General features: G+C 44.6%; 18 protein-coding genes and 1 other annotated feature (1 of these 19 running past the window's edge). Of the genes, 1 reads left to right on the top strand and 17 read right to left on the bottom strand.

The genetic code is table 11. The features are described 5' to 3' along the window. Positions 1–42: a binding site (T-box leader), on the bottom strand (it extends 195 nt beyond the left edge of the window). A 76-nt stretch (positions 43–118) separates the two neighbouring features. Continuing rightward, positions 119–655, bottom strand: a complete 537-nt coding sequence (locus AC1DM9_RS12595; RefSeq protein WP_477580277.1) for a hypothetical protein — start codon at positions 653–655, stop codon at positions 119–121. A 120-nt stretch (positions 656–775) separates the two neighbouring features. Here AC1DM9_RS12595 and AC1DM9_RS12600 point away from each other — a divergent pair, with 120 nt between their 5' ends. Continuing rightward, positions 776–1,141: a VOC family protein gene (locus tag AC1DM9_RS12600; protein WP_441884688.1), complete on the top strand. Its 366-nt coding sequence runs from the start codon at positions 776–778 to the stop codon at positions 1,139–1,141. Between the two features lie 119 nt (positions 1,142–1,260). Here AC1DM9_RS12600 and AC1DM9_RS12605 read toward each other — a convergent pair whose 3' ends face one another. The 16 genes from AC1DM9_RS12605 to AC1DM9_RS12680 all read right to left on the bottom strand — a co-directional run bounded on the left by AC1DM9_RS12605 (position 1,261) and on the right by AC1DM9_RS12680 (position 24,724). After that, a complete protein-coding gene (locus AC1DM9_RS12605) occupies positions 1,261–5,694 on the bottom strand; it encodes an endo-1,4-beta-xylanase (protein ID WP_477580279.1) in 4,434 nt (1,477 codons plus the stop codon). A 298-nt stretch (positions 5,695–5,992) separates the two neighbouring features. After that, on the bottom strand, positions 5,993–6,397 hold the full coding sequence (locus AC1DM9_RS12610) for a hypothetical protein (protein ID WP_441884692.1): 405 nt from the start codon (positions 6,395–6,397) through the stop codon (positions 5,993–5,995). A 451-nt stretch (positions 6,398–6,848) separates the two neighbouring features. Further along, positions 6,849–7,595, bottom strand: coding sequence for a type I methionyl aminopeptidase (map, locus tag AC1DM9_RS12615; protein WP_441884758.1), 747 nt, complete (start codon positions 7,593–7,595; stop codon positions 6,849–6,851). Between the two features lie 196 nt (positions 7,596–7,791). Then, entirely contained in the window at positions 7,792–8,718 is a 927-nt protein-coding gene (locus AC1DM9_RS12620; protein ID WP_477580281.1) for an aminoglycoside phosphotransferase family protein, read from the bottom strand. Between the two features lie 171 nt (positions 8,719–8,889). Further along, a complete protein-coding gene (locus AC1DM9_RS12625; RefSeq protein WP_477550327.1) occupies positions 8,890–9,201 on the bottom strand; it encodes a rhodanese-like domain-containing protein in 312 nt (103 codons plus the stop codon). Positions 9,202–9,307: 106 nt separating this feature from the next. Further along, the gene (locus tag AC1DM9_RS12630) at positions 9,308–10,384 is read right to left on the bottom strand and encodes a CHAP domain-containing protein (RefSeq protein ID WP_477580283.1); all 1,077 of its coding nucleotides are present in this window, start codon (positions 10,382–10,384) and stop codon (positions 9,308–9,310) included. A 32-nt stretch (positions 10,385–10,416) separates the two neighbouring features. Beyond that, entirely contained in the window at positions 10,417–13,380 is a 2,964-nt protein-coding gene (locus tag AC1DM9_RS12635; protein ID WP_477580285.1) for a VWA domain-containing protein, read from the bottom strand. Beyond that, positions 13,364–15,352 carry a vWA domain-containing protein gene (locus AC1DM9_RS12640; RefSeq protein WP_477580287.1) on the bottom strand — a complete coding sequence of 663 codons (1,989 nt, stop codon included), beginning with the start codon at positions 15,350–15,352 and terminating at the stop codon, positions 13,364–13,366. The genes AC1DM9_RS12635 and AC1DM9_RS12640 overlap by 17 nt, the downstream gene beginning before the upstream one ends. Before the next feature lie 88 nt (positions 15,353–15,440). Then, positions 15,441–16,448: a DUF58 domain-containing protein gene (locus AC1DM9_RS12645; protein ID WP_477580289.1), complete on the bottom strand. Its 1,008-nt coding sequence runs from the start codon at positions 16,446–16,448 to the stop codon at positions 15,441–15,443. After that, a complete protein-coding gene (locus AC1DM9_RS12650; protein WP_477580291.1) occupies positions 16,445–17,434 on the bottom strand; it encodes an AAA family ATPase in 990 nt (329 codons plus the stop codon). The genes AC1DM9_RS12645 and AC1DM9_RS12650 overlap by 4 nt, the downstream gene beginning before the upstream one ends. 15 nt (positions 17,435–17,449) lie before the next feature. Then, positions 17,450–19,396: a hypothetical protein gene (locus AC1DM9_RS12655; protein ID WP_477580293.1), complete on the bottom strand. Its 1,947-nt coding sequence runs from the start codon at positions 19,394–19,396 to the stop codon at positions 17,450–17,452. A gap of 132 nt (positions 19,397–19,528) precedes the next feature. Next, positions 19,529–20,434 (bottom strand): ABC transporter permease, encoded by a 906-nt coding sequence (locus AC1DM9_RS12660; RefSeq protein ID WP_477512663.1) that lies wholly within the window; start codon positions 20,432–20,434, stop codon positions 19,529–19,531. Next, on the bottom strand, positions 20,431–21,363 hold the full coding sequence (locus AC1DM9_RS12665; protein ID WP_441913191.1) for an ABC transporter ATP-binding protein: 933 nt from the start codon (positions 21,361–21,363) through the stop codon (positions 20,431–20,433). Before AC1DM9_RS12665 ends, AC1DM9_RS12660 begins: the two co-directional genes overlap by 4 nt. An 89-nt stretch (positions 21,364–21,452) precedes the next feature. Further along, entirely contained in the window at positions 21,453–23,816 is a 2,364-nt protein-coding gene (locus tag AC1DM9_RS12670; protein WP_477580295.1) for a DUF4350 domain-containing protein, read from the bottom strand. 171 nt (positions 23,817–23,987) lie between these two features. Continuing rightward, positions 23,988–24,299, bottom strand: coding sequence for a YbjQ family protein (locus tag AC1DM9_RS12675; protein ID WP_076269253.1), 312 nt, complete (start codon positions 24,297–24,299; stop codon positions 23,988–23,990). Positions 24,300–24,382: 83 nt separating this feature from the next. Beyond that, positions 24,383–24,724: a DUF3889 domain-containing protein gene (locus AC1DM9_RS12680; protein ID WP_477580297.1), complete on the bottom strand. Its 342-nt coding sequence runs from the start codon at positions 24,722–24,724 to the stop codon at positions 24,383–24,385. Positions 24,725–24,772: the final 48 nt, after the last annotated feature.

Raw genomic sequence — 24,772 nt, forward strand, 5'->3', positions numbered from 1 at the left:
CAACTATCGGTCCTAGACTACTGTCCCAATCGCTAATGTTGTTATTTCTAACTCATATGCTTAGAAGTATTTATACAGGAAGTGTATCTCGGTGTCAAGTCTCGCTGCATTTTTCGAACTATAACTTCCATTTGTTCAACGGTTCATCATCCCACACTTGCACTTCGATGTATCTTTCTGGTCCTCTTTCTCCCTTGGCATTCCATTCTTGTGGCAATCCAAATTCTCTTACTACTTCAAAGATCTCGTTCATAGTATAGACCTGACCTCGATAAGGCTTTCCGTCTTGGAACCTCATCGTCGGAAACAAATCTCCATAAGTAAAACTAATCGTATTTGACTCGAAATTCGACATTGGAACTTGCAGTACTTTACCTGCTGGATACCATTCTAAGAGCCATGGACATTCCCCGAGAGTCATATAATGGGGAAACTTCCGAATGGGCATGCCGCCTTTATCTATAAATAAATCTCTTGCTTTTAATTCGAGACTCCGTCGAATTTTCAAATAATCCGTGGACCGTTTGCTAGCGAAGCCTTTATTTTGAACTATGATTTCGTTTAAAACACGATCTGCTTCCTCTGGATTTAAGTCTGATAAATTGCGGAATGGACCAGTCGATTCATCATAGTAGTGATACAAGAATTCAAGCATGCCTATATTCCCCCAATCCATAAAAAGTATAATACTACTTATGGTTGCTTTTCAATATGGAAAATAGTAGAATCTATTATAGAACGTATGTTCTTATTGATAACAAAGGAGCTGCACCTTATGTTTAAGAAACTAGAATGCGTTTGCATTCACACGATCGAAATTGAGAAATCTCTTGCCTTTTACACTACGATGGGTCTAACTGAAAGCTGGAAAATAGAACGAGCATTAGAGGATGGGTTTGTTTGGAAAATCATCGGTCTAAAATTTCCAATGAAGGACAGCTCTGAACTTGTTCTTAGCAATCATCCTGACAACAAATTTACTGAAGTTGAAATTCTGGTTGAAGATGTCCGTGAAGCACACAACGAGTTAAGCAAAAATGAAGAAATTCAATGGATTAGAACACCCTTTGCTACGGAGTCAGGACATGTCGCTGTATTCGAAGCCCCTGATGGCAACGTTTTCGTTCTAGTTGGAAAATAAACCAAGAGCCGTTAAGAAGAGTTGTATATGGGCCAACCTCGAATGGGTCCAGCACTCATATCCCAACAAACATCTTATCGGCTCTTTTTTAACTCATTTCTATTAGAAATTCATAGAAGTTATTTCGTAGATTTTTGCAGCAACTGATATAAAATGACAGCTGCTTGTGCACGGCTTGCCGTTTGATTTGGTGCAAAGCTGCCATTGCCCATGCCGTTAATTGTACCCGCTGCTTGCAGCATGTCTACAGCCTCTTTGGCATATTCAGCTATAGCTGCTGCATCGTTGAACTGGGCTTTATCGTTCACTTGTTCTAACGGAATGCCCGCTTTCTGCAACGCTCTGTATGCCATTGCTGCCATATCCTGACGGCTTATTTTGTCATTAATGCCGAATGTCCCATCTGACAACCCTGTAACAATGCCTAATTGCTGAGCTGAAGCAACTGAATTATAATACCAAGCGCCTTCCTTCACATCATGGAATGTGCTGATCGCTCCTGCTTGCTTCAGGTTTAGCGTTTGAATAAGCATATGGATAAACTCTGCTCTCGTCACTGAACGATTAGGCTCAAAAGCTTGTGAAGATGCACCCGTAACGATGCCACGAGCTGCAAGCCCGATAATACTGTCTTTCGCCCATGTAACAGAAGTTATATCTTTAAAGCTTACATCGATTGAAACAGCAGCATATTTACTAAAATGAGTCGTAATAAACTTGGCTATACCTGTAACAGCATCGTATCTGCTATTCGCAAGCACTTCAAGCTTCCCATCCTCAGAAATATACAATATGACGATTTGATTTGCATTTTCGCCATTCTTCAACTCGTAAGGCACAGATACATCTACAGACAGACCATTTCCAAACTGGCTTATCATCTTGCCGCCAATGATTAAGCTGAAATCATAAACCGCATTCGTTCCAATCTGTTCACGAACCTCGCTAGACATTGTCTCGGCTGCGATTTTATTAACAATGAGTTCAATATTTCCTGTCGATTCAGTGGCTTCGAATAATGAAATCGGCAATTGAACAGTAGCAAGGCCAGCGTTGAATTCGATGGTTTTAATACCTGCCGTTTTCGCAGCTTGAACTTGCTCAACAGAAATATTGAAAGCGACCTGCTTCGCCTTATCCACAGCTTTAGCCTGGAATTTCAACAAACCGGCTTTAGCATCTGCAATAGCAGCTTTCACATCGGCAGCACTGATAGATGCCTTAGCATTGCCGTTCGCATCTATAGTAACATTAATTTCCCCTGGTTTATTAGCAGGAATGCTGCCTGTGTTGCCGTTGCCGCCAGGATTAGGGTCTCCGCCGCCATTAGGCTTGCCAGCTAATACAAGCACACCGAATCGTGAGGTGTTCTCATAAGACTTTCCTGTTGGATCGTTCCACATCCATACGCTATCTCTTTTACCCGTGCCGTTATCGTCATTGTTGACCTGAAGATCAAAACCAATGATCGTCTCGTTGCTTGAAGTGATCAAATCCAAGTTGATTGCAGCCTCTACAATGTAACCCGTAGCAATATTATCAGTCCCATAAACTGTCTTCGTCACCGAAGTGTAGTTGTCATGAGAGGCATGACCGCCTACCGTATGCAGATTTTTGTAATTAATTCGATATTGACCATCATCACCCTCATAAGCGCTAGTTTTTCCATTGTTTTGGTCTACGAAAACTTCAATGGAATCATGTTCCCATGGGTTTGGACTCGCATCCGACAATTTTTTGTCGGTTACCAAAGCATAAACATAAAGATGCTTATCGTCCCACATCGTATAAAATTCAGCTTTAGATCCTTCGCCGCCTTCTACTTTAACTTGGGTAGCAAGCTTGCTGGCGCTCGCCCACATTGCATCCATTTCACCGTCGAGAATAGGCGTACCGTATTTTGCAGTTGATACTTTTGTTCCTGAGATAAGCGTCAACTCGCCATAACCGCTGCTATTCTGATCTTGATTGTTTCCAAGATCGCTCCACGAAATGATACTGCCATTCTTGCCATGCTCAGTACCGTCATCTGAACCAGAATCTGTGACGCGAATATCAAAAGATACTTTGCTGTCCACTGCGCTTCCGCTTAACGGAATAGCAGCAGTAATTGTATAACCTTTATTCGTTTCTACAGCGTTAGCTGCCCCTCTTTCAACCTGTACCTTTTTAATTTCATTTCCGCTCTTCACGAACAAATCGACCTTATCACCAGCAAATTTCGATGGATCAGTCACGATTGCCTTTACATAGATATTATTTTCATCCCACAGCACTTTCATAGCAGCTTCTAATACGCCGCTCTTCTCCAATGAAATAGCTGGAATTGTACTCCAGAAAATATCATTGATGTTGCTTGGGTTTGGACTTCCATTTGCAGCATTTGCAGTTTTCTTCACCGCTACCAGCTTCGTTGGATCAACCATTCCCCAATAAGCAGGTTTCGCTTGGAAGTTTTTATCGAAAGCAAATGGCGCGTCTTGACGAGTGACCGGACGATTGTGGAGCCATGTATGGTCGTCAGCGATTCCCCAGAAGGTAACATTACTTATCCAGCCTTCCGGATTTTCAGCTGTCCTGCCCATATCATCCAATTTCTTCAATTCTTCGAACAACTCTTTAAAACGGTAACCTTGTTTGGCAAGCAAATCTTGAGGCACTTCTTGATAGGCATCCGTGTTGTTCGTATAAACCGAGACATCAAATTCAGTTAATTGGTTGTCGAAGCCGGCCTCACCGAACATCTTAATTGAATTCGAAATTTGCTGAATTGACGGTCCGCTAATGTTAATATGAGTTTGGTGGCCAACCGAATCAATAGGCACACCTTCTGCTTTTAATCTCTTTACAAGGGTTAATAAAAAGTTTGCTTTTTGCGGATTATTTGTTCCGTAATCATTAATAACTAGCTTGGAATCCTTAGCCTTTGCATATTTTATCGGGTCCTGCGCATACAACTCATCGAGCAATCTACGCGTTTCAGTAAAGGCAACTTTAATGAAATCTTCGCCTGTTAATTGATACCATAAACTATTACGCATTCCATTCGGTCTGCCCTCATCAATGACCTCATTCACGACATCCCAATCCGTCGCGACGTCTGCATATCTTGGTACCACTGCGCTTAAGTAATCTTTTAGCCGACTGAGAACAAGCGCTTTGTTTTCTGGAGTTGGACTCAATACGGTGCCATTATCATCGTTAAACATCCAGTTTGCTGCTTGTTCATGCCACACAAGCGTGTGGAATCGCATGTTTACTTTGTTGTCTCTTGCGTATTTGGCAAGCCTATCCGCACTCTCGAAATTGTAAGTTCCCTTTGTTGAATTAATTGAACCAGGCTTCATTGCATTCTCAGCAACGACTGAACTGAAATGCATATCTAGAAGTTCTCTGCTTTTCCCTTCAAGCTGAATCGGCTCTAGCGCTGCCCCTATTTTGAAATAATTTTGATAAACATCCTTCAGCTTCGCTAGATCTGTCTGAACAGGTAGGGATGTCTTAGGCGGCGGTTCCGTCATTAAGACATTAATATCGTCGATATAATAAGCGTCACTTACACCCGAACTTTCAACATAGAAGCTTAAATCTGTTAAATTCGAATTGAAACTAAATGTCCCCTTAAGCTGTACCCAATCTGTCGAAGCTACTGCTGCTGAGGCAATGCTTAACCAGCTATATGAACCACTTGCATCCAGTTCAGCCGATAACTTTATCGTTCTGGAAGCGGAAGGCGTTTCAGTAAGCTTGACGAAAGCTGTAACCTCATATTTAGCATTTCTGGTCATTTTGTCGAATACACTAACGGCCGGTCCGTTCCAGTCCAACGAACGGCCTGTCGTTTTCAAGCTGTATTGGCCTGACTTTTGCTGTTCTTGTGATACCGCTACGGCTACGCCATCTCCCCTTGGTTTCCAGCCTTCTACTGTACCGCCATCAAAGTTATAGCCGAATTCCAATGGCCCAATCGGAGTACCTCCACCACTACCAGGGTTTTCAGTTGGTGTATGATCTACGATCAAAAGATCATCAATAAACACGTCAGCAGTCGACGAAACTGTCTCCAAATACATCGTCATAGCTTTTGAGCCAGTAGGTCTCGTATACGATGTTTTCAAGAAGGTTGTCCAGCTTTGATCATTAATGTTTTGGTTGCCCACGATCCAATCAAAGTTATTCGTTTGATCGGTCATTCTCATCGTAACATGCGCTTGATCTGTACCTGCTCCAAGCTTTACTTTAAACGAAATATCGTAACTATGTCCCTCTTGAAGCAAAGCATTGAGCTCAATGCTCGGGCTGCAGCTAACACTCCCCCGCCCAGATAACTTCAAAGCTTTTGATCCCGTTGCGGCCTGCTCTGAAGAAACGGCTGCCTGCGGAGTGCCTCCGCTGCAATTAAACGGCTGCCAGCTGCCAGCATTTCCATCCTCAAACCCATTTTGAAGCACTGTTGTAGATGCTGCTTGAGCTGTGTTCCCGAATCTTCCTATCGGCGTCAGCATACCGAAGAGCAAAATGAACGCCAATAGCATACTTAACTTCCTTCGCATTTCCATCCCCCTTATCTTAATACGAATTGATAACGCTTACACAAAAATCTTATCAAAGCAGAAAGGAATAAAATACCTGAAGAAATATAGATTGTGCTCTAAAAATAATAGTTATATTTATTACTTTAACTAGAGATTTACAGTTTACAAGGGATGAGTTCCACCCAAAGCAGTCGACAATTATCCGCACAAAAAAGACCCTTATCTCACAAATGAGAAAAGGGTTTAACCATTATTATCATTACGTTTAGTTAAAATCGCATAATACGGAACTGCACATTAGAGAGATCAACAAGCTTTACATACACTTTTGTTCATTCTCTGTAACTCCATTATTATCAACGGTTAACTTCGTGCTCCCAGAAAGGGATTCTGTATAACCGCAAGCAACAGTCTCCTTCGTCATTCCCCTGTCATCCGTATATTTCAAGTATACGGCACCTTCACCTGTTAATTTCAATTGCGGTTTTATTCGAACCGTGTCGCCAGCTTTTATTATTTTTGCATAGCTATGCTTTTCAAGGCTTGAAATAATTCCAGTTTCAACCGAAACGATATCATAATCCGATTGATTATTAATCGTCACAGAGAAGCTCTGCAGCATTCCGAAATTGTCAGTATTTGTTCTAAGCCAGTTGAATAAAAAAATGACAAGCAGCAAAGAGAAAACGCCTAATAACATATATCCCATTTTTTTGCTCAATATGGCTCCTCCCTCTCTTCAAGGTATTCATCTGATTATCGATGCGTTTTTCCGAAATATGCATGAAGACTAACTTCTTCCTGATATGTAATAAGACACTCTTCCTATTAAAAAAGTAACATGTCGTTAAAAAATGTTTAAAAAGAAGGGTGTTTTAAAAAGTTAACTTCGGAATCCATACCCAAGCTTTACATCTATTAATTTTCGAGAAAAGAACCTTCGTTTCCACTTTTACAGTTTATTGGAAGGTTCTTTCTACATCCATAAAGTCTACTCACTCACGCCCTTTTGGGGACAGTTTCTAAACTTAGAATTTTGTTCTATAAAATAAAATAGCCTGTGGCCTGTTGTTCCACTAGGAACAAACAGGCACGCAGGCCAAGTACAATGAAATTTATAGTAGTGGCCATTAGGCCATATTAATTTGCTATAGTCTGTTCATTTATTAAATCTATTGCTCGGTTAAAATAATCGGACCATTTTCTGTAATAGCAAGCGTGTGCTCGTATTGCGCAGATAAACCGCCATCGATCGTTCTAGCCGTCCATCCGTCTTCATCGATTTTGCTGTGGTACTTCCCAGTATTAAGCATAGGCTCAATTGTCAAAACCATCCCGGCCTTTAAACGTGTACCTCGATTCGGCGGGCCATAATGAGGCACTTGAGGCTCCTCATGCATTTTCTGACCAATACCGTGACCTATAAAATCTCTTACAACCGAGAAGCCTTGTGCTTCAGCAAAAGCTTGAATCGCATGAGATATGTCGCCGATTCTGTTTCCGACTACAGCCTGCTCTATCCCTTTATACATGGATTCCTTTGTCACATCAAGCAGCTTTTGTGATGTTTCCGATATATTGCCGACTGCATAAGACCAAGCGGAATCTGCTAACCAACCGTCTAGGTTGACTACCATATCAATGGTTACGATATCACCATCGACTAATGCCCGCTCACTTGGAAAACCGTGGCATATTACATCATTAACCGAGGCGCATGTTGCAAAAGGGTAGCCGTGATATCCTTTTTGTTCAGGAGTTGCTCCATTCTTTTGCAAAAAAGCTTCGACAAATTTATCAATCTCTAATGTCGTTTTGCCTGCTTGAATAAATGTACGCAGCTCTCGGTGGCAAGCAGCTAAAATTTCACCAGCTTTTTTCATCTTTGCTATTTCTTCACTCGTCTTGATAACAATCATTTCAATCACCCAATCCTTTACTTCATGGACAATGATGCCTGAAGTATTTTTCTAAAAAACAATGTGATTCTAAGGATACCTCAAATGGTAAAAAAAATATATCCAAACTGCACAAAAACCGTCAGCATGTTGTCAGTTGCGTGTTCTCATTATATGTGCAAATGTCTCTGAGTGTGTAGAGAAGCATTATAAGGTTTTATCCCTTAGGGAGAGATAGCAGCTTATCACGAAGCTCGATATATGCATGATCCCAGCCCATTTTCGCAAAAAAACGAAGACCGTCCAGACCTTTAAAGTATCGAGCTCCAATAAGCCGTTCTTTAAAGTTTTCAATTGGTTTGCCTAAATGCTCATAATGAACACGGAATGCTTCACCCAAATCTATACCAGGTACAGCTTCTTCTATCGTCGCTATATCGATCATAAAGTCGCCATAGATGAAACCTGCATCTATAATTCCGGTAATGCTGCTGCCATCAGAAATAATATTCCACTCATGACAATCATTATGAACAAAATGTCTATGTGCTGCGTTATAGCTGCAAAATGCCAACAGCCTCGAATATATCTCTTCAAAAACATCACGCTCTAAACATGTCGTGCGATACAGCTCATGCCAGTTTTCCCAAAAGGTTCCCTCCTGATTCTCTGCAAAAAACGCTGYTACAAATGACTCCCAATCCGCATATTGACCATTTTTCCCGTCGATGACCGGGCCATATCCTGTTGTTTGTCCTAATTGAACCTGATTCATCTTGGAAATGACATGAACCAGATCCGGCACAACGGCCATTTTTTGCTCAGCCTGCAAATCCGCCAGTACGGTTCCAAGCTTTCGCTCTGAAATACAATAGGAGAAATGCCGCTCTTCACCGATACCGCAAACTTTTGGATAAGGCAACTCTTGTGAAGAAAGCAGATTTGAAATCGTCTCTTCCTGCAGAAAAGATTCTTTGGATGAATTGAAGCGTATCACATATGGTTCATTTGCCCATTCGAAGAAAAAAACGCTGCTGAAATTACCGCCCTCATTAGCCATAATATGGCTTACTTCACTTCCAAAGTGGCGCTGCAGCACCGTATTCACTTCTTGAATCGATAAGCTCGGTTTCGTGTGCGACATAATCAAGCCCCCCTATAATTTGGATTAAATATAGCTTGATTTCGTTAAACGCAGCAAGAGAAACAATAGATATATTCATTTGATACTTTTACCTCAGGTGATCTATTTCTGCATTCGAATATGCAAATAAAAAAAGCCCGCAATGGGCTTTTTTAGAAACCTATTATTCTATTATTCTCCAGTAGCTACTTCGCCTTGCCATTGAAGCATGCCGCCAGCTACGTTTACTACTCTATAACCTTGAGACTCGAGGTAATCACAAGCTTTCCCGCTGCGACCGCCGCTGCGGCAAATAATAAGGATCTCTTCTTCCCCTTGCTGAAACTCATCAATCCGCTCTTGGAGCGACGATAGCGGGATGCTGCGTGCTTCTTTAATATGGCCTTCTTGCCACTCCTCTGTTTCACGAACATCAACTAGATTTAAGGTTTTACCTTCCTTCAACTGGCTCTCTAACTCGGCTGTCGTAATCTCTGAGTACATGTTACCCATCCCTTCAAGCGTTGCATTTAAATTTTCATTTACAAGCATTGTAACGCTACGGCCAGCTCATGTCTATCTTGATTAACCCGATTAATTATTAATAGCATTAAGTAATTGGAACATACTCGCCGCTCCATTCATATTGGTAGTCATTGCTTATCCGTATGTACCCCAGTATAAAGCGTTGTCTTTCCCTGTAAAAAACATCTGAGTAGTTCTGATTGTCTCGATTACCCTCAGCTACGAGTATCTGAGTATCTTCGCAACTCAAAATGATGCCAATATGATCATGAGGCTCATCAGAGAGCAGCTTATCGTAAATGACAATATCGCCTCGCTGAGGTTTAAATCCATCCTGCCCATCCTTATAAAAAAATCCGGTTTCAGGCAGTTGTGCCCATTCCAGCCAAGCAGCTACACCCGCAAAACGACAAACACCATTCGGGTAACGAATGGGGAGACGAAATCCGGCCAATTTGCAGCAATAATAAACAAATGCAGCGCACCAGCTATTTTTCAATACTTTATGGATATCAGAGTCCGGCCAATATCGGCATATCTCTCTATACCTTTCATCGCCAGGCACGCCAATAATATCTTTACCCGCAAGCGACTCTGCGATGTCAGCAAGCAGCTCGCGCGTAGTTGAACGCTCATCCGTCCCGCCAGTATCACAGTTTATTAACGCTCCTACAAACTTGGCAGGAATCATAAGTTCATTTAATACCTTTTCAAGTCTACTTTTACCGTCCTGATCAAAACAATGATTTGGCTGGTAAAGATACAATTGCAATAAATAGGCATCCTTTAAAATTTCTTCATAAGGCCCTTGGCTTCTGCTTCTGTCTTCATAATAAAAGATCGCTCTAAGAATTGTATTTTGCTCTTCCTTCGTAAACAGATCCAAATCCCGAATAAAAGGTCGTACGGACTCCGCACTGTTAAGACCAGAAAACTCACTAATACCGGTTTTGTAATCATAATATCGGTGAAGCAATGCTGCGATTGAAGCGAGCTCAGCATCCTGTCCTCTTTTCATTGCCAACATGGAGGCCAAGCTAGCAACGCCGAATAAATGAATAGACGCTTCTTGTTTTTTCGCCTCATTATTGATCGATGAAATCAATTCTTGGACAAAAAAACGAATACTTTCCATTCGATGCTCTTTTTTTATCGTGTTCAATTGGGCACCTCCTCCGCATAAATAGTAGTATACTAACGCTTCTTTCTGTTTTTCGCTGCAAGCAGACGATTAATCGTGGCTCCGTTCTCTGCTTTGCCTTGCATATTCACACGATTCGAATCTAGTTCTCTTGCAACGCTAGGATCATTTTCTTGCGCGCGCTCCACCTCTTTGGTTGGCACTTGTACGCTCTTGTTCCTTGCAATAGAAACGTTCATTCTTTTCTCATCGTCTCGTTTGCCTGAAGGATCTCCCGATGGGCCTTTATCTTCACGATATCGTGGATGGTTATCTCCGCTATAAAAACGGACTGCTTCTGACTTTCTTTCCTTTAAGCGACTCACAGAGCTTGACGAATGGCCACTTAAAGCTCTTTCGTTATCTCGCTGGATTGATAACTTCGTTTTTCTACGAAATGTTTGGATAATCGGCTGAAACCCACGTTTCCATGAAATAGACAATCTACGAATGGCGATATCGAGCAGCCATAGCAGCAGTGCTGCCACGAGAACGCCATGTGTCCAGTTATAAACTTGCCGTGTAAGAACAGGTTCAAATTGGAAGGCTTGCTTTGGGTCTGTTGGATCTAACATTCTTCCACTAGTTGTGGAGGCCACCTGTTCAAGCAGCTTTAAACCATCCTGATTTGCGATTCGATATTCTGGCGAATAAGGGATCACAAATCCTGCCGTATTCCCATTATGAATAGACGATTGACTATCCCCTTGACCAATCTGCACCAAATAAACACCGGGTTCAGTAACTGCTAGCTTCGTTTCAAATTCACCAGGTGCCACTGGCATTAACCGCTTCCGTTCGCTTTCTCCCTCTTGATTCAGAATACCTGCAGAAAGCTTGCTGTCAGCCCCTGCTCCCTCTGCCTGTGAATGAACGGTTAACTTTGCTTCATTACCATCTACTTGTGCAGTAATGGAATAAGGAGCATGCTCAAACTGTGGAAACGTCCATTTTACCCAATCAACGAAAACTTTAGGAAGCTCTGCCCATTGCACCCATTGGCTTGACCATTTTCCGCTTAAATCACTAGTCCATGCAACCGTCCTTCCAGAACCATAAGACCAGCGTGCGAGGAGTGGATCGCCTTCAGGTGTCCATAATGCAATCTCAGCTGTTTCTTTCGGCGAAGTTGCTATATAGGCATGGATTGCAGGCAATCCATTGCGCCAAAGGGAAGACCACTCTCCTGCTTGACCGATACTTGGGGTGAAGGTTTGCTCCACGACGTACGTTCTAGACATCATCACGGTCTCTCGGCTAAAAATAGCGGGAAGCGTGCTTTCGTCTTTCGTAAAGTAATACCGTCCTTTGGCATTTTTGGCCAGCTGCTCAAGCAGATTTTGATCAGCGCCTTCTCCTACAGCAACTGTCGACAACGTCATATTTTTCTCATTCATTGCATCTGTAATCGTATTGTAGTTGGCATTCGTTGAAGATTGACCATCCGTCAGCAAAATCATGTGCTTGCGCTGTGCGTCAAGCTTATATAAACCTTCATAACCTTCATTCAGCGCTGAAAATATTTCGGTGCCTCCTTCAGGCTGAATGCTTTGGATTTGATCAAGGACAGCTTGGCGATCTGTAAGCTTCGTCGGCTTTACAACCCACCAAGGCGAAGAATCAAACGCAACTACTCCTACTGTATCTGTATCTCGCAGCAGCTCAATCGTTCGCATGGCAGCTTCTTTCGCAAGGTCAAGCTTGCCATCCGACATGCTTCCAGATCGATCAATGACGAGTACAAGTCCTAGCGATGGAATTTGTTTTCTTCCTTGCAAGTCCATATATACGGGTAACGCACGCTCAACTGGCGTTTTGAAATAACCGCCAAGCCCAAAGCTTTCGTCACCTCCGACCATCATCAAGCCTACCCCATAATCGCTAACGGCTTTTGCAATCCATTCCATAGGCTTCTCAGCTATACGCGCAGCGGATACATTATTCATAATAATGCTGTCATATGCTGCATATTGTGCTAGCTCGACCGACAATTGCTCTGGCATGATCGTCTCGTAACGGATGATGGAAGCTTGCAGTGCAGCTTCTATGTTAGCTGAGGAATCAGGGACGCCTTCCACAATTAATACATTTGGTGGACCACTTACCCGGCTAAAGGCATGTGCTGTATTATTTGCCGGCTGTTCATCGCCTGCTGTAAATATTTCAGCTCTAAAACGGTGAAAGCCCGGGTCCAGCGCAACACTTTGCAGCGAATAACGATTTTCGCCTCTTTCAAGCTGGATATCCGATACTGAGAGCTCAGTATCATCTGCATATAGTCGAAGCTGCGCCCGACCCGTAATTGTACTGTTAATGGCAATCTCAAAAGTAAAGGTCTCCCCTTGCTTAAGAGCTGCCGGTACATTCAGTTCTTCAATCGAGGTATCCGTTACAACCGAAGTGTTGATATGGACAACATCAACGGAAATACCTGCATTTTTGAGCATACGTGCTTGTCGAAGTACATCACCTGTATTTTCTGCACCATCAGAGAGCAGAACAATACGTCCTCCGCCTTCTTTTTGCAGCATAGCTCCTGCTAACTGAAGCCCTTGTGACAGATCGGTATAGTTCCGATTGACATTCGCTTGGAAATTAAACTCGGTATCCTCTGCTAAGTTCTTATTCGTAACCGTCCGTTCAACTGCCGCATTCAACCCAGAAGAAATGATTCCTCCCCGATCAGCTTCTTCTTTAGCAGTCCACGCCTCATTTATCCACTTGCCTATACGTTTATCGGCTCGCATGCTCTCTGACCTGTCAGCGACAAATACGAGGCTGCGCTGCTCTCGCTCAATAAACGGCTGGACTTGAGCTGCAATTGCAATCAGGAGTAACAGTATAATCGATCGTGTGGCAATAGACATTATTTTTCTGCGACCGCGAAGTCGAAGGGTCATTATGAACATCCAAACGATATATAAAAGCCAAGGAAGCAGCAATAGAAATGCGAGCGGGAACTCAGCCTGAAAGCCCACGGCGATACACCTCCCATTCAGCTGCCATTATGAAGAGCAATAAAATCGCAACATACAATTGCAATGATATCTGCTGTTCTTCTGTTGAACGATCTATGCCGGGAGCTGGAGCGAGCTCAGAGGTTGCGTTCGGCAAAAACACCCCTGCATCGGGTCCATTATTCTGCAGCTCCTCATGATCAACCGTAACAGCGAGCAACCGACTGCTTACAGCCATTTGATCTTTGTCGCTTTCTACGAGGCGGTATAACCCTGGAATGGAGGGTGCGATATATAATCCAGCTGAATCCAAATCAAGCTCTGCTGACTGACGAAGCAGCGCACGCTCAGCTCGGGAGTCTCCTCCAGTAAGCTCAACCGCTTCCCAAACCGCTTTAACCGTATTCGTATGTAGAGAAATTTCCATTAACTGCTCAGAAATGACAGAACCAAGCTCAAGGCGAGAACCGCCGCTCATCCACTGTGCAGCTTGAAGGATAAGAATCGGAAACTCTGGCCGGAGCGGCAAATCTGTATCTTGAAAATTAAAAGTAAAGCGAAGCTTCGCCTTGCCATTCTCCTTGCCTGCATAAATTGCTGGTATTCCGCCATAGCTAAGTACCGGCTCTCCCCATAAAAGCTCAGATGCATCAGGCTTCTCCAGTCGACCAATATGCGTATCAGCAAATGTGATATAAGTCGTAAGGGGATGCTCCTTCTTCTCTACTCTCGTGTTCGTTGGAATGCTTGCTGTTTCATCCGATTGATCGGGATGATCGATCATCCATAGCGGCTTTGATTTAAGCAGCAGGGACCATTCAGAGTCGGCCATCAGCCGTTCATTCATCCCATCTAAAATAATCCAATCCAGTCTATTAACCTGCTCACCTGTTGGAACGGCGCTGTCTGGACTTATTTTTACCGTTTGGACGCCTGCCAGCTGAAGTGCTTTCTCCAGAAACAAATTTCCTTCCGAAATGAGAAGTGCTTGCCTAGCACTTGGAATTGTCGGAAATTGAAATGCTGTGTTATCAATGACAACAGCATCCATGCGTTGTTCAATTCTGGCTTTGTAATAAAGGGCTGGAGGAAGATCGACGATCTCCACGCTTTCCCACTCGCCTGCTGGAACAATAACGGTTCGATTTGCAGCTAGAATCTGCTTTTTCACATCACTCTCATCATTTGCAGCGAATACATCAAGGTTTACCGTCTGCTCCCGCTTGCTGTCATTTTGTATCGTGATCATACCCACACTTTTACCGCTATCGTTAGAATCTGCTTTGATGCCAAAATATAAAAGCGATACATTGCTGTCAGAGCTCGCTTGTCCTACGATTACACGCTCAACTTTTGCATGCAGGTTGAGCTTGTTGGCTTCTGCAGCATCTGACCACTGGCCATCTGTAAAAATTACGACCTCTCCATTTGAATCCTCTTGCAACAAAGAATCTGCTAACGAAAGGGCTGCGGTATGATCTGTTTTTCCATAAAAAGGAGTTATCGCTTGCAGTTGTCGTTTCATCTGCTCTTTGTTTCTTTGGCGATTCGTCAACACTTCAGGCTGCGCACCTGTGGCAACAATCGTAATCAATCGAGTATTTGATTGTTTGTCAAGCCAGATCTCTGCTGCTTCTATTGCTGATTCAAGGCTTGTCTTCGCAGTAAGATTGTTGTCTCCTGTTTTTGCCGACATGCTTGCAGAACGATCAATGAGGAGGACAGCATGACCAAATGGTGCTGCCTGCCTCATGACTATTGGCTCCATTAAAGCGAAAACGAGTATTAGAGCAACGAGCAGCTGCAAAATGAGAAGCCAGCGGCTGCGGAGCTTTTGCCATGGCCGATTCGCTTCCTGCTCCTGCAATACCCGTCTCCATAGCAGGTGACTAGCGATATGCTGGTTCTTATAGGTTCTCTTTAGGATATACATGGCAGCGATAGCTGGCAACGCAAATGCAAACCAAGCTGATGCCACGGACAAAAACTGCATCCAATACCCTCCAATCCATTCTAATCATGCTTTAAAGAGATCTAGGAAAGTACATATGCAAAAACCTTATAAAGCGATAAATTTGGAACTAGCTGTTAAGTACATGCGAGGACAAAAAAGTGTGTCTAACCGTTTCCTCTAAGGAAACACCAGTATTCACGAAAATATAGGAGGCGCCGCGTGCTGCGCAAATGCTCTTCAGTTCATTTTGAAAGCTTGCAACTGCACTACGGTATTCCTGAAGCAGCTTTTGACCTATCGCTACTTCCTTTCCCGTCCCCAGCTCGCTGTCAATTAGCTTGAGTTCTCCGCTCAAATCGGGGCTTAACTCTTCAGGCGACAATAGATGTACCAGCACGACCTGTTGACCTGCTGCTGTTAACGAAATGAGAGTCTCTTCGATTCCCTGTTCAAACATAGCATCCGTAAGTACCCACGCGGAACCAGAACGTCTCGGCAATGCAGCTGCCGTCTGGAATGGTGCTGCCATGTTAACGAATTTTGTTGCAGCAGAGGAAGAAGAATCGCTATCCCTCTCCAGCTGCTGCATGGCATCTGCTAAAAAATGAAAAAGCTTTGACGAAGAAACACGCCCATGCAGCGGCTGCAGCTCCTTAATGATCGTATCACGAAACAATCGCACCGAAATTCGATCATCTCCGCAAAGGGCGATATGCCCTAAGCATGCAGCTAGTCTTAAGGCATATTGAAGCTTGTTTGTATCCGAATGACCAAAAGCCATGGATTGTGATACATCGATGTAGAGGCTAACCTGCAGCTCTTGTTCATCCCAATATTGCCGAATAAACGCTTTGCCTGTTCGGCCGTAAACATTCCAATCTATTCGGCGGATATCATCACCGGATGAATAGGGCCGATAATCAGCAAATTCTTGCGATCCGCCAAGCGAGCTGGAGCGCCTTTTGCCTGCCAGCAAACCTTTGATGCGGTTACCTGCACGAATACGCATTCGTTCAAGCTCCGTAAGAAAAGATAGATTAGGAAATAATAGCTTCAAAGCTTCCTGATTCGAAAGTCCGGCAGATGGAGAATAGGCATTCTGTAATGAATTTGCTGATTCTTTGCTCACGCTCATCGCGCGGCCTCCACAGCCGTTAAAATGGCTTCGGACATCTGGTCGCTCGACAAGCCCATCGCTTGTGCCTCATAGCTAAGCACGAGTCGATGCCGAAGCACCGGCAAAGCCGTTTGCCGAATGTCATTCCAAGAAATATGAAGCCTTCCAGCTGATAATGCTCTAACTTTACTAACAGCGATAATGGCTTGAACAGCACGCGGCCCCGCTCCGAATCGAACATATCGTTTAACCTCTTCTGGTGCGTCAGGCTCGCCAGCATGCGACATCATAACAACCTTAACCGCTAAATCAAGCACATCATCGGCGACTAAAATCTGTTTAGCAGACATCTGCAGATCCAATAATTCAGCCGCGGAAAGAACAACTGATACTTTGGGCTGAGTGATTGAAGTTGTGCGGAGCACGATTTGTTTAAGCTCCTCGCGGCTTGGATAATCCACTCCAATTTTGAGCAAAAAACGATCAAGTTGCGCTTCAGGCAGCGGATAGGTTCCCTCTTGTTCTATCGGATTTTGGGTAGCTAGCACAAAAAAAGGTTTTGGCAGCTGATGCGTCTCTCCGCCTGCTGTTACCGTACCCTCTTGCATAGCTTCCAGCAATGCGCTTTGTGTTTTGGGCGTCGCCCGATTGATTTCATCAGCGAGCACTAAATTTCCGAAAATCGGGCCTGCTTGAAACCGATGTGCGGCTGCGCCTTGGGTACCAAAATCTATCAATGTTGTACCCGTAATATCCGAAGGCATTAAATCAGGCGTAAATTGGATACGAGAAAACTGCAAAGAGATGCAATCCGCAACAGTGCGGATCAGCATCGTTTTGCCAAGGCCTGGTATTCCTTCGAGAAGGGCATGACCCCCGGCAAGCAAACACCAGAGCAGCTGCTCCACAACGGATTGCTGACCGACGATGACACGGCCAATCTCTTCTTTCAATGCAGCAATCCGCGCGGCAGCCTCATCTAACTGTGCTTTGGATTCAATCATATCGGATCATCTCCATTATCGGTTCGGTTGAATTTGATCAAAATATTGCTTAACCTTCTCCTGCATACTATCAGGCAGCTGAGAGCGTCCTAACGATTGCTTCGCTTCTGCTGCATATTCGTTATAGACATCCTCATAAGGACGTGTCGTTCCATCGATCATCGGGGATTGACCGCCATTTACGGTCTGTCCCCCTGTTGATGGACCACCATCCTGCTGTACATTACCGGAGCCCTGCATCGTACGAGGCGTTGTGACCAAATTTCTACCGCCGGCTCCTGTGCCAGCTCCTGGTCCAGTGCCGGAGCCAGAGCTGGAGCCAGATCCGGATCCAGAACCATAGCCAGAGCCGGAGCCGGAGCCAGACCCGGAACCATAGCCAGAACCAGAGCCGGAGCCGGAGGCAGAGCCAGTACCGGAGCCAGAGTTAGAGCTAGAGCCAGTGCCAGAGCTAGATCCAGTACCTAAGGCAGAGCCAATACTAGAGCCAGAGCCAGAGCCAGTGCCAGTGCTGGAGCCAGTGCCTAAGGCAGAGCCAGTGCCGGAGCTAGAGCTAGGGCTAGAGCTAGAGCCAGAGCCAGTGCCAGTGCCAGACCCGGAGCCAGTGCCTGAGGCGGAGGCAGAGGCAGAGCCAGTACCGGAGCCAGAGCTAGATCCAGTGCCTGAGCTAGTTCCTGAACCAGAGCTGGAACTTGAGTTAGATTGAGGAACAGTGCCGGATGCAGCATTAGAGCTAGAGCCAGTGCCGGGCGCAACGCCCGCGGCGCCTTCCGCAGCAAGCTGCTGTGCCAGCTGCTGCCCGCTTTGCCCGAGCTGGCCCGCCATACCTCGGGCCAACTGCTCCAGCTCGCCCTGCGATAATTCGCGGGCGAGCGCTTTCTTAAGCGCCGCGAGTGCATCGCCGGCGCTCTCGCCATCCGGGGCGGCTCCGCCGTCCGCCCCGGCATCACCTGCGGCGCGCACCTGCTGCGCCGCCTGTTCAAGCGCCGCAGCAAGCTGTGCGGCGCCCTGCTCTTGCGGCTGCTCTGCTGCCAGCCGCTCAAGTGCACTCGCCAGCGCTTCACGCTGCGCTGGCGACAGTTGATGCAGCTGCGATCGCATAGCGTCGATCGCTTGCTGCATGCCTGCGGCGTCTCGATCCTGCAAAGCTTGACCGAGCTGCCGCAGGCTTGGCTCATTGCTCATCGTATTCGCCGCAGCTTCCAACCGCTTCGCCGTTTTTTGCGCAGCTTCAGCTGCTAATTCCAGCTTGTTAATCGCAGCCTCCAGCTGCTCTAGCGCCTCAGTTCCATCGCTGCCCAGCGAATCGAGCTTGCTGCGCAGCTCCTTCAGTGGTTTAAGCAGCTCCTGCTTCTGATCCTCTGGCAGCTCTGCTGCCTCCGCGAGATCAGTAAGCTTCTCCGTTTCTTGATCCAGCGCCACAAGCCTTTCCTTTGCCGCTGCGAGCGCTTCCGCTCGTTCGTCAAGTGAATTAGGCAGGAATAGCAGTATCGCCAAAACGATCCATACAGCAGCTGCGCTATAGATGAGCAAACGCCAGCTTCGCCAGCCTGGCCACGGCAGCGAAGAATGCAATCCGCTCACATATTTATCTGCAGCCTCTGTTGCCGCTTCTCGCTGCATGATAACGATCGGATGAGCGTGATCTTCTTCACGCATTAACCCATCAAGAGCAGTCGATATCGCATCCTCGGTTACTTGTTTATCCATCATTCTAGCTGCTTCCCTTAAGGAAGCACGCTTCCATAATCCAATGCCCGCACCAACAACGAAACCTAAACTGGCAATGATGAACACAAGCAGTCGAACATGCAAAATAGGCCACAGCCTGCTTGCACCAAGCAGCAAAAGGCCAGCAGCACTGCTTCCAAGTAAACCTATCAGCGCATAACGGCTCACTGTAAACATTGTCAACCTGCGTCTAACAGGATGGAGCAGTTCAACCAACGACTTTTTTTGCATAACTGGCCCTCCTATAAGTTTTGCAAAGCAAAACTTTACTTCGTAAGCATCATTTGCGCAGCAAAACCTTACTCTACAGCATGATTTGCTTCACAACTCTCTCTTTCGCAACCATAATTTATTTTTCAAGCATTATTTCCGTCTCAAACGAGGACGAAGTCTACGTATGCCCAGCCATAGAGCTAGGATGGAGAGAAGCGTATAGATAATAATGAACTCCTGCCACAATGCAAGCGGCGCATTATTCCCTTTCTGTCCAATCGAATTTACAGAAAAGGCTTGATTTGAGACGAGCGGATCTAAAATGCTGTACAAAGCAGCGGCAGGATTCAAGGCAATAATATGACCGATCCAGCTGTAAGCATTTGTAGTCGTTTGCGGCATTTGCTCCATCACGCCTACGAGTACAATAAATAATAATGCTGTTCCGCCAAACATAAACAACGTAACGCCATACGTTACGATGACAGAAATCATTGTTCGCTTGAATAATGTCGAGAATAATATGCCGAAGGAGCCGAGTACAAACATAATAAATAAATAAAACAAGAAAACGAGAAAGAGCTGTTCTGGCGAGATGCCGCCATACAAAAAGATCATGCTGTATACAGGAATCGTACTGATCACAATCAGTACCATAAAGCTTAGTGACGATACAAGCTTGCTAAGCACAATCGTTGCTGAGCTCTGCTGCGTCGTGAGCAGCAAATTAAGGGTCTGCTTCTCGCGTTCGCCGCTAATAACACCGGAAGTGAGGCCCGGTGCCATGAAAGCAATTAAACCAAGCTGTGCCATGCTCATAAAATAAAACAAAATTTTGCTTTGCTCAGGATTATAGGACTGTCCTCGTCCAGAAGTTACTTCAGTTAAATAAATAGCGCTTAAAGCCATTAAGCCGATTGCAAATAAGTAAAAGAACAGCGTCCACATCGCGCGAGGCGTTCTCATTCTAAGCTTGAACTCTTTATTCAATACGGGATTGATAAGCTGGTGGCGCCAGCTCATTCGGTCTGCTCTTGCCGAAGATTGCTCCTTCATTCGAGTCCGTCTCCCCCTTTCGTAATTTCCAAAAACACATCCTCAAGATTCGTCTGCGCTTCACTGAAGGAGATCAGCTGAAAACCTGCTGCAACCAGCTCATGAAGCAGCTGCGATTGCTCGGCATCTTGTCCGCCAAAGTGAATTTGTATTCCACGATCATCTCGGAAAATTCGGTTAACATAAGGGCGATCACGCAAAAACAGCTCCGCTTCTGACTCCCGATCAACTAATCTCACATGCAGGAAACGTTTGACACGCAATCTATTTTGAATATCTGCGACATTTCCGATCGCAATCATTTCACCATGCTCAATGACGCCGATTTCATCTACCATTTCGGCAAGCTCAGGCAATATATGTGAAGAAATGATGATCGTTTTCCCCATTGACTTCAGCTCTCGCAATATTTCTCTCATCTCAATCCGTGCTCGAGGATCAAGGCCGGAAGCAGGCTCATCCAAAATAAGCAGCTCTGGATCATGAACGAGGCAGCGTGCCAAGCAAAGCCGCTGCTTCATACCCCGAGACAATGAGTCAACGTAAGCATCTTTTTTATCACTTAAATTGACCAGCTCCAGCAATTGCGGAATCAGCTGCTCCCGCTCCGCCTTCGGTATACCATAGCTGGCGCCATAGAAATGCAAATATTCTAACGTTTTGAATTGGTCATACACACCAAAAAAATCCGGCATATATCCAATTCGCTTACGCACCTCATGCGGATGTTTAGTCACATCAAATCCGTCTACTTTTGCGATGCCTGAGGTGGGTATCATTAATGTCGCAAGAATAGACATCGTCGTTGATTTCCCTGCCCCATTGGGCCCAACAAAACCAAATACCGTTCCTTTTGGAATCGTTAGATCTATTGATTTAAGCGCTTGAAACGTTCCGAATGTTTTGGAAAGCTGCTTGATCTCAATCATCGGAACCAGAGGCGCATCATTTGATGGTTGTTCCGCAGGTTCCGTTTTAGGCACTTCCACATTAATGATCTCTATTTCGTGATTTTTGCTCATTTTTTCTGTATCTCTCCTTCTAAAGCAATCTGCGGTAAAGTCATGTCCACAGAACCAATGACAGAAAACTTCATTCGAACAATTTGATTGTTAATCAAATACTCTTTTGGCGCTGCTGCAGCTTTGCTTGGATCTGTCCAATTTCCTTCTTTCTCGTTCCAGACAGTCAATGTGAGATTTGAAGCAGTTGTACTATTGTTGTATAGGATTTCGAGATGATCATATACAGCATCATGATCATTTGGCAAAATATATTCAAATATAAGTTCGCCATCGCCTACAAAATAAGAACCGTTCCCGTAGTGCTGCAATTGACTCGTGGCATTCTCCGTAATAATGGGATTAATAAGACCTGCTGGTACGATGACACGATTCCCATCAATAAAAGATGTCTCGACCTTCTGAACCCACAGCTTCAAGTTATCAGTCTTTATCGTTTCGCCGTTTACCTTGTAATTCTGCTCATGATCAGTGCTAAAGCCAACCACTATAGGCTCCGGCGGGACAATGCCGCCATTGTTTCGATTCCCAAAGCTGTCTACAAGCTGTCGCTCTCGATTATACCCGTCATTGCCTCGGTTAGATGGATTAGGAAACATCATCTGTCCATAAGGGAAATAACCTGATTGATTAACCGTACTCGTTGTAATCGTCGTTTGCCCACTCTCGCCGACCTTCAAATCGCCAAAGAGCTGAGCTTGCCCATTGATTAGCATGGAAACATTCGTAAGATTAGTTGTCGTATTGTTGGTAGCAGTTACCTCAATCGCATGTCTGATCTGCTTATAAGCAAGAGTTAGCTGCCCCGTATCACTGCTCATCGTCTGCTTTTCTATCCATAGTTTCCGTGTCGACCAATAAGGAACGGAGCGCCATAGTGCTGTAGTCGAATCATTTTCAGAAATCAATTGCGTTTTATCATCCATAATCTGATTTCCATTTTGGTTGTAATTGGCGTAAAAAGATAAATTTACTCTTTTATCAAATTCTGCAGTCACTGTGCCCCCAGTTGGAATGAACACCGCAGTTGCACCTGATCGTACAGCGTCTCCTTGTCCAGTCAACTCAATGATCTCAATCGTATGGGCTGATAAATTCCGCTTATCTTCTGCGCCAAAGAAAAAGATTGCGAAACCGGTAATAACAGAAAAAGCAGGGATAAGCCACCAAGACCACTCTCTGCGATCTGCCTTAGCTAAAATTATATACAGTACCGGCGCTACGATGATCATATAGCCGATAAACATCCACATAAGCAGCATAAAGTTGGGCGGTTTAATCGATGGGAACTCATCTATAATACTTTCAATATTCCATTTCATATTATTGTTGATGCTCATCGCGCCAGGCTGAAGCGGCGTCAAATTTTTTTTAAGCACCTTCGCCCATAGCATCGCGCTGCCAGTCCATGTAGACATAGGCTCAAGTGATGGATCAAAAGCGATATAAATAACGCTGCCAAATCCATGTTCACGGGATATGACAAGCGGCAGGCCATTCTCAGCAAGCTCCGTTTTGCCATCTATTATACGACCTGTCGAGACGAGCAAAGGTTTTTCAAGTGGAAGTGTGGTACCTCCGAAGCTGGCAAGTGAATCCGCGCTGGATATGGTCGATGTGCCTGACGATTCTAACGGTGCAATCTGTTTAAAGGCATCTGCAGTTTTGCCATAGCCGACTCCTCCAGTTAACACAAGTGTGCCGCCTTGCTGTACCCAATCCGTTATGGCTTTAATCTGTGCTTCATCCCATCCCGTGGTTGGCATATCATTGATAACAATCGTGTTGAGTGTTTTGAGTAAAATGGAGTCACTGGGCAGTTCCTTCTGCGCAATCGGAATGACCGTTATTTCGTAGCCTCGTTGATTTAACGATGGCATAAAATTCAAAGTATCCGGGTCACGAGATATGACACCAATGGTGTAGCTGTTAGCCGTTCTTGCGTCTATGTAATCGTTGCCGAAAATCGGAATAAGTTTGCCTGATTTGTAGGAATCCTTATAAAATCGTATTTTACTGTTGCTCCGATTAAGAAGCTCGCCTTGAATAGATGCAGTTAATTGTATGGCTGTGCCTAGAGGCAGCTCTGTGGGTATGATCAAGTCATTAGACCCTGCTATAGATATAACAACTTCGCCTTTCAAATCCTCAGCTGTCTGGTTTGTCAGTGTAAGCCTTACAGGATACCACTCGGATTGTTTCATGTAGCCTTGAAATCCGACACTCGTTTCCAATGAAATTCCCTTCTCCGTTGCTGCTGCCTGTGCGTTGCCAGTTCCCGCTAAGAAAGCAGCTATCAAACTAATCATGACCGCATATGCGATGGTTCGATTTCTTAAATGAATAAAACGGTTCACCATTTGACCCCTCTCTTTACTTGATCTTCCATTTATACACATCCTTATTTTAACGAATTTTACAATTGAATTGTTGCTTCTTTTTCTAAATAATCATAAAATGCAAAAAAAACGACAAAACTTGATCATAGGTGATCATAGTTTTATCGTTTTCCAATTTTATGGTAAATTATTTTACAGGCGTACTGCTGTTCCGCTGACAGCTACCATTAACATTCCTTCACGCACAACCTCATAATCAATGTCGATCGCAACGATTGCATTTGCTCCAATCTTAGCGGCTTGATTTTTCATCTCATCAATGGCTACGTCACGAGCTTCCTTCAGCTTGCTCTCATACGCACCGGAGCGTCCTCCAACGATGTCTGTAATTGATGCAAAAAAGTCACGAACGACATTTGCACCCATAATCGCCTCTCCTGTTACGATTCCTATATAATCTTGAATAGGACGGCCTTCTATTGTTGGTGTTGTTGAAATTAGCATCATTATGCTCCTCTCGCTTCATAAAGAAGCGTGTATTTAAAACATTTGCTTATATTACGAAGCTGGCAGCTGTTTTGTTTCAATTAAGTTCCATTCATTAGCTCTTTCAATTCCACATTTATTAGTCTGTCCGTAATCGTGTTTATTCTTATCGTAACGCGAATAGCAAATTGCTTGGCATCTTTATTTAACAGTAGAACAAAACATTCCTCTGATTCTCCATTAGTTAGCTTTTTTCTTCCTTCGTATTTGTAATTAACAATTGAAGCATCCTCGTATGCTTTTGACGTTTCTTGCATGGCCAGCTTTCCCCACTTTGCGTAGGCCGGCTCCGCATGCAAATGAACCGCATCTGTTGCAAACACTTCCGTATGCGTAAAGCTAAGCAGTGCGAACACAGCCTTAATTACAATATTAATTATCATTTTGCAACCGCCTATTTCATGGATTGTGATGGTACTAGCGTCACCCTC

The sequence above is a fragment of the Paenibacillus sp. 01T431 genome (assembly GCF_056398625.1).